This is a genomic window from Streptomyces sp. NPDC058664 (assembly GCF_042716635.1).
Lineage (GTDB): Bacteria > Actinomycetota > Actinomycetes > Streptomycetales > Streptomycetaceae > Streptomyces.
Window position 1 is genome coordinate 1 of sequence record NZ_JBHXRW010000128.1, and the last position, 6,503, is coordinate 6,503.

Annotated in this window: 2 protein-coding genes and 4 pseudogenes; 2 read left to right on the forward strand and 4 right to left on the reverse strand. The window is 61.7% G+C overall.

Annotated features, from left to right (window positions below; genetic code table 11):
• Together ACFWUY_RS40205 and ACFWUY_RS40210 are read left to right on the forward strand one after the other, a co-directional pair.
• Window positions 1-129, forward strand: a pseudogene (locus ACFWUY_RS40205) (IS630 family transposase); the annotation flags it as partial.
• Window positions 130-1,588: 1,459 nt separating this feature from the next.
• Window positions 1,589-5,053, forward strand: coding sequence for a BTAD domain-containing putative transcriptional regulator (locus tag ACFWUY_RS40210; protein ID WP_384121697.1), 3,465 nt, complete (start codon window positions 1,589-1,591; stop codon window positions 5,051-5,053).
• Between the two features lie 36 nt (window positions 5,054-5,089).
• Here ACFWUY_RS40210 and ACFWUY_RS40215 read toward each other — a convergent pair whose 3' ends face one another.
• The 4 genes and pseudogenes from ACFWUY_RS40215 to ACFWUY_RS40230 all read right to left on the reverse strand — a co-directional run.
• Entirely contained in the window at window positions 5,090-5,248 is a 159-nt protein-coding gene (locus ACFWUY_RS40215; RefSeq protein WP_384121698.1) for a hypothetical protein, read from the reverse strand.
• A 429-nt stretch (window positions 5,249-5,677) separates the two neighbouring features.
• A pseudogene (locus tag ACFWUY_RS40220) lies at window positions 5,678-5,795 on the reverse strand (transposase); the annotation flags it as partial.
• Window positions 5,738-5,929 (reverse strand): annotated as a pseudogene (locus ACFWUY_RS40225) (hypothetical protein); the annotation flags it as partial. The pseudogenes ACFWUY_RS40225 and ACFWUY_RS40220, both read right to left, overlap by 58 nt.
• A gap of 84 nt (window positions 5,930-6,013) precedes the next feature.
• Window positions 6,014-6,218 (reverse strand): annotated as a pseudogene (locus ACFWUY_RS40230) (IS630 family transposase); the annotation flags it as partial.
• Window positions 6,219-6,503: the final 285 nt, after the last annotated feature.

The following is a 6,503-nucleotide window of genomic DNA, read 5'->3' on the forward strand; positions in this document are numbered from 1 at the left end:
AACGTCGCCTTCAGCACCCCCGAACACCTCGTCCAGACCATCCGACGCGGCCTCCGCCACATCCAGTACCGCAGCCACCTCATAGACGGCTGCCTTACCGAGACCGGCCTGACCATCAGACCCGCCTGAACGACGCAGCGACATCACGAGTTCAACCTCAGTAGGACCTCTTACTGCTGATCCCGTAGTAGCAGCAGGTGGTGGACAACGCTCTAGCTCACTTCCTCTACATGGTGAAGCACCGAAAATCGATGCTTCACCCGCCTCGAGAGATCGAGTTCAGCAATGCAGGTCTCCAAAATACAAGAGATCCACCTGTAAATAACCTACGTTAATTCTATGCATCGAGCATTTGATGTGTATGACTTATCGTACGTCCGTTGATTTGGCCTGAGGTCGCTCGCGTTAAATCCAGCGCTCCGAGATCTTTTTGAATGGAATGTTGGGTATCCGCTACTCAGGAGTCTCATTCTGGCACCAGAGAGACTGGGAGAGTCCGGGGGCAACCAGGTTCCGAGGCTGATGTTCCTGCTCTTCTACCGCAGATTGCGACACAACATCTCCGTTCTCAGACGAGGTTGAGTTAGCAGCGTGTGAGGTCGGGCGTCCATAGCCGTAATAGTGGCCCAGCAAGGGCATCGCTGGCAGCCGAAGGGAGAGTGGCATGTCAATCTCTGTGAAGCAGGCAGCCCAACGTGCACGGTTGCCTCTGTGGCATGAGGCGCAGGCAATTGGGCAACGGCAAGCCGTTCGAAATCACTCGGTCTGGCAGAATCCGCCGTTCGATGCTGAAGGTTTGCCAGTACTGCTTGTCGGAGGCATGGGGAGCACCAGTCAACTACTCTCCCCGTTGCAGGACTTGCTGGTTCGCTTGAACTGTCGCGTAGTCATCGCTTCCACCCGACTAGGGGTCGGCTGCGGTGATCAGACGGCGAAGGCTGTCGAGCGGGGCTTGGCTAGACTGGTCGACTCGACATCACAGCGTGCGGTGGTCATTGCACATAGTCGCGGCGGTCAGTTTGCAAGAGCTGTTGCTGTACGTCGGCCAGAAATGATGCGCGCTCTGATTACGCTCGGCAGCCCTCTCACCCGTCTCCTCGCCGTCCACCCGCTACTGAAGATTCAGGTAGCGGCGATGGGAATCGCCGGGGCATTGGGAGTCCCTGGACTGATGCGCCCAGGGTGCCTTTGGGGGGCATGCTGCAGTCAGCTAAGAACTGACCTTAAGTCGTCCTTCCCAGACGGGCTGAGATATCTAAGCGTGTACTCACGTATTGACGGCGTAGTTGATTGGCAAAGCTGTTTGGATCCTGCCGCTCGGACGTGTGAGGTCGAAACGAGTCACGGGGGGTTGATTTGGGATCCTGTAAGCCTGGTAGCCATTGTTGCCGAACTCGAAGAGGTATTAGTCATGGACATGTCCAACCATCTCCCGGAGCCTACACAGAGCCGGTACTGAAAGTCTGCTGAAGCCAGATACTTGGCGACTGACATGCAAGGAAATTTCTACCCTGTAAAGTGCATCGGTGCTCCTGGAACCAGCCCCGTGGGCTTGGAAGAGTTAGGCCTGACCGGTTAACGTGACTGGGTGCGATATCAGGTGTTGGGACCAGTCGAGGTGCTCGACGCTGACGGCGGCCTGATCCAAATTGGTGGCCCGAAGCAGCGAGCACTCCTCGGTTTGCTCATCGCTGCTGGGGGCAGGCCAGTCCCGGTCACCCACCTCATCGACGAGCTTTGGGGTGACTCGCCCCCACCCAAAGTACTGACCTCACTACAAACATACGTGGCGAACCTCAGAAAAGTGCTCGAGCCGGACCGGCCGGCGCGCGCGCCGGCCCGGGTGCTGACCACCAGACCGTCTGGGTATGCCCTTTCGGCCCTGGCAGTCGATTGCACAGAGTTTGAGAAGCTGACAGCAACGGCGCAGGAAGCTCTTCTCACCGACCCTTCGCGGGCAAGGGAGCTGCTACGCGCTGCGGCCAGCCTCTGGCGAGGAGAACCGTACGCCGACGTGGTTGCGGTTGCTCCGGGGTTGGCCGCTGAAGCCGCCCGCCTCAACGAAGTCCGAATGCTCGCGACCGAGGACCGCCTCCGCGCCGAACTGGCCCTGGGCTTTCACGCTCAGATCGTCGGTGAGACTGAGCAGCTAGTTGCCGTCCATCCCCTGCGAGAAACCTGCTGGGGCCTGCTTGTGCTAGCCCTCTACAGATCGCAGCGTCAGGCTGAAGCGCTCGAGGCCTTGCGGCGGGCAAGACGGATTCTGGCTGACGAACTCGGCGTCGAACCCGGACCGGAACTGCGGCAGTTGGAGAAGGCCGTACTGAATCATGAGCCATCGCTGGAAGCTAGCCATGCACTCAACACCGTACCTGTCAGCGCCGTGTCGAGCGGTAGCCCCACTATGGCCAGGACCAGCTTGGTAGGGCGAGATGACTGGCTAGCGCAATTGACGAGTCTTCTCATCGACGCCGCGGCCGGCCACGGAACAGCAGTACTAGTGACTGGCGAGCCAGGCATCGGGAAAACACGTCTGGCGCGTACGCTGACCGCGACCGCGGAAGCGATGGGTATCCGCACGGGTTGGGGACGGTGTGAGGAGTCATCAGGCGCTCCTGCCTTGTGGTCATGGACACAAGCTTTGGGATCACTGCCCCACCTCTCAGACGCGGCGGCTCGACTCCCGTCCTTGAAAGTACTACTGGCTGAGTCCCCGAACCTCTCCGCGGACACAACAGGCATCGACATCGACACAGCAACATTCCGCTTGGCCGAGGCCGTAGGCACGCTCTTGCGAGAGAGCGGCCCCCACCTGCTCGTGCTCGACGATGTGCACTGGGCAGATGGGGATACCCTCCGCCTCCTCGGCCGGCTCGCCACGATGCTGCACAGGCTTCCTGCTGTGGTACTCCTGACATGCCGCGACGCGGAATTCGACCGCACCCAGCCACTAGACGATGCGCTGGCCGATCTCTCACGCACAGACGTGTTCCGAATCCCCCTACGAGGGCTCAACCAGCAGGACGTCAGCGCTTATGCACGGCAGCTGTACGGAGTCGAGATCTCGGATGACATGGCTGGCGCGCTGTGGCAACGAACTAGCGGCAACCCCTTTTTCCTCGGTGAACTAGTACGGCTTGTGGCAGACCAGGGTCACCTCAGCGAGCCCGGGATAGCTGCACTACGCGTCCCAGACGGGGTCCGGGACGTCGTGCGCCAGCGCATTTCCCGACTACCTAAGGACGTCGCGACATTGCTGTCAACTGCCGCGGCTTGCGGCCGTATGTTCGAGAGGCGTCTAGTAGAAGCCGCTTCGGGGCTGGGCGCAGAAGCGGCAGCCATTGCTACCGAGACAGCGCTCAGTGCCGGACTGATCGTCCAGGAAGGAGCGAAGCATCGCTTCGCTCACGCACTTGTCCGCGAAGCGGTCTATGCCCAGTTGCTCCCTCAGCGTCTGAACCACCTGCATGCCTCAATCGCCAGAGAGATCGAGACCCTGCATGCCGCAACACTCGAGGCACGTACGGCAGAACTCGCCTACCACTATGGGAAGGCCGGCACCGCGCATGCACGTGAAGGCTGGACTTATGCAGCCCAAGCGTCGGTGTTGGCTGCACGCCGAAGCGCTCCCGCCGAGGCGCTACGCCTTCAGGAATCCGCGTTGTCGGCACTGGCGTTTGATAAATCTGCAACTCCCTCTGATCGATACAGCCTCCTCGTCGGCCTTGCGTTGGCTCGGAAACGCGCTGGCCTTGAGCAAGAAGCGTGGCAGGCTGCCCTCGAGGCTGCTGATGTCGCGCTTACGACCGATGACATGGTCGCCGCTGCCGAGGCAGCTATCACAACGACTGCAGGCGCACTCTGGAGCTGGCGGGAGTACCAGGTGGTCGACCATGCTGGTGTCGCGCTGTTTGAGCGCCTACTCCAAGAACTCCCCACCAACCAGCAGGCAACACGGGCGCACCTGATGGCAGCTCTGGCAGCCGAGATCTACTACGCCCCGGACAGCACCGAACGTGCCGTCACGCTGTCGACCGAAGCGATCAGACTTGCTCGGTCCCACGGCAGCAGAGCGGACCTCGCGCGTGTACTGGAACTTCGACACGTAGCCTATGAGCGCCCACCACTCCTTTCCGAACGGCTGGCAACGTCCCGAGAACTCGTCGACATCGCGTCTCACACCGACGACATTTCACTTGCCCACGCATTGGTGTTCCGCGGTCGCGATCTGATCGAACAAGGCAACCTCAGCGCTGGGCTGCGGGATTACCAGAAGGCGCGTGACCTGGCAGAAGCGCATGCCATCATCCCAGTTTCGGTAGCGCTGCGCTGGGCCGATGCCGCGGTGGCTGCTGCCCGCGGCGAGTTCGCCAGGGCAGAACAGCTGATTTCGGATGCGCGCGAATTCCACCGGAACACGACAGTTCCTGGATTCGCCGAGGTCCCGCTCATGCTCGAGGCGACCCTGCAACTGACACAGAAGACGCTCCCCAGGATTGAGCCAGTGCTTGCGCACGCAGCCTCCAGCACAGGCCTCGTCCAGTTGCACGAGTGGCGGGCACTTGCGCTGCTTCAAGCTGGTCACACCAGCCAAGCCCGGGCCGTACTTGGCCCGTGGCAAGAACAGCCCGACCTGCCCGAAGACTTCATGTGGTTGGCTCACATGGCAATTCGCGCGGAGCTGTGGTCTGCACTCGCGCCGGCGAACCTCGCACGCGACCTCTCCCAACTACTAGCCCCCTATGCCGATCGGATCGCGATCGGCGGCACGGGCGTCACCCTCGCAGGCTTCACTGGCCACTACATCGGGATCCTGGCCAGGGCGTACGGAGACCTGGGCACAGCCGTGAGCCAATTGGGCGATGCTATGCAGCGCAACGAGGAAGCCGGGCTCTGGCCGTTCGCGGCAGCTAGTGCGCGAGAGCTAGCAGTCTCCCTGCGCCAACGTGCCAAGCCCGGGGATGAGACAAGAGCAATGACTCTGATCACGCACGCCCTTGCCCTCACCAACATGGCCCGCGACCTGCAGAGTGAAACGCCCATAAGGCCGTAAATTCCGTGTAAGAAGTCGTCTCGCTTGGTGCGGACCTCACATGCCACGTGCTGAGCCGTACGCCTCGCGGATGCGTTCCCCCGGTCCTGTGGACAGGTACTCCAACCAGACGGGGCCGGGGTAGAAGGTCGCGCTGTCCCAGCCGGCCATCTCCTCGCCGATCAGATAGCGGTACAGCCACTCGGTGAAGACCATGGGGTGGCCGGCCCATTCCCCCTCTGCCCCCTGCGCCACCACACCGTCGGAAAGTCCGTGGACTTCTGGGCGAGGAAGATGGCGGCTCCCTGGTCCGTGCTGGCAAGTGGGATGAAGCCGTCAGAGGTGCCGAAGGTGATCTGCGAGCGGTTGCAGATCACACGGGGTCCTCGGCGGGTACCAGGTCGTAGAACTCCCACAGGCTCTCCGTCCAGACTCTCGATGTCGACCGGATCTCCTCGCCCAACTCCCTTCCTGTGCAAGCTGGATGAGACGAGAGATAAAGATGGCCATTGAGTTGAACGGGCGCGTAGGCGTCAACGATCGCCTTGTAGTCCGTGGGAAGCTCTCTGCCGACCTCCTGCCCCAGGCGAAGCCACGCGGCAGGGTCTGCATATCGATCAGAAGGGGCTCGCGCAGCCACGGTCAGACGCCGGCTTCGGTCCACTCGGCCAGGCGCCGCCAGCAGGTCATACCCGATCCGAAAACCGAGTTCCTGCAGGAGGTGTTCCCACGCGATTCCGGTATGCAAGACGAATAGATGTCCTGGAACACCAGCCGATCCGGATGCCGCTTCCGGCCCGGATGACGAGCCCGACGCTCCATCCTCGATAGGAGTGGCTCGATCACTGCCCAGGGCTCATCGTCAACTTTCCATGGCCTCCGTTGGCACTCCAGCATCGGTCAGATCAGCCCGATCGCCTTCGAGCGGAAATCAGTTACGAAGGGCGCCGCCGCATAGCAACTGGTGTCCACGATCAAGGGGAAGCCCCCGATCACGTCCCGCACCATGTCCTCCGTCTGCCTGAACCAGTTGGGCGATCACCGGCACCCGGTTGTCGCCGGCCGAGGCCAGCAGCATCATCGCCCGCCGGTAGCGCACCGTGCTCGTACTGCCCCGACGCACGATCCGCTGCAGCTGCTGGCCCTCCTGATCGGTCAGCCTCCGAACCTTGCCCCGCTCCGCCACCACGCTCCCAACCGGTTGGATGCCCGCTACATCCAACCGGTTCTGGCTCCGCCGCCGCCAACTCAATGAGCTTCTTCAGAACGGCCACCGATCGGGTGTCGGCTGCGTCTGCAAGAGCCAAGTCCTACTGCAGGTCAGAGAACAGTCAACCTCAGAGGGCAGCTCACCTTCTGGAGTGACAGCTGAAGGAGCTCAGTGAGCCTCTTTCATCCTGTGCTGGAGGGTGAAATGGGCTGGTCAGCGAGGGTGGTGACGAGGCAGGGCCCCTGGTCGTTGGCGTGGTGA

Coding starts and splice junctions, on each gene's coding strand:
- ACFWUY_RS40215 (WP_384121698.1), bottom strand. CDS start 5,248: ATGGTCTTCACCGAGTGGCTGTACCGCTATCTGATCGGCGAGGAGATG.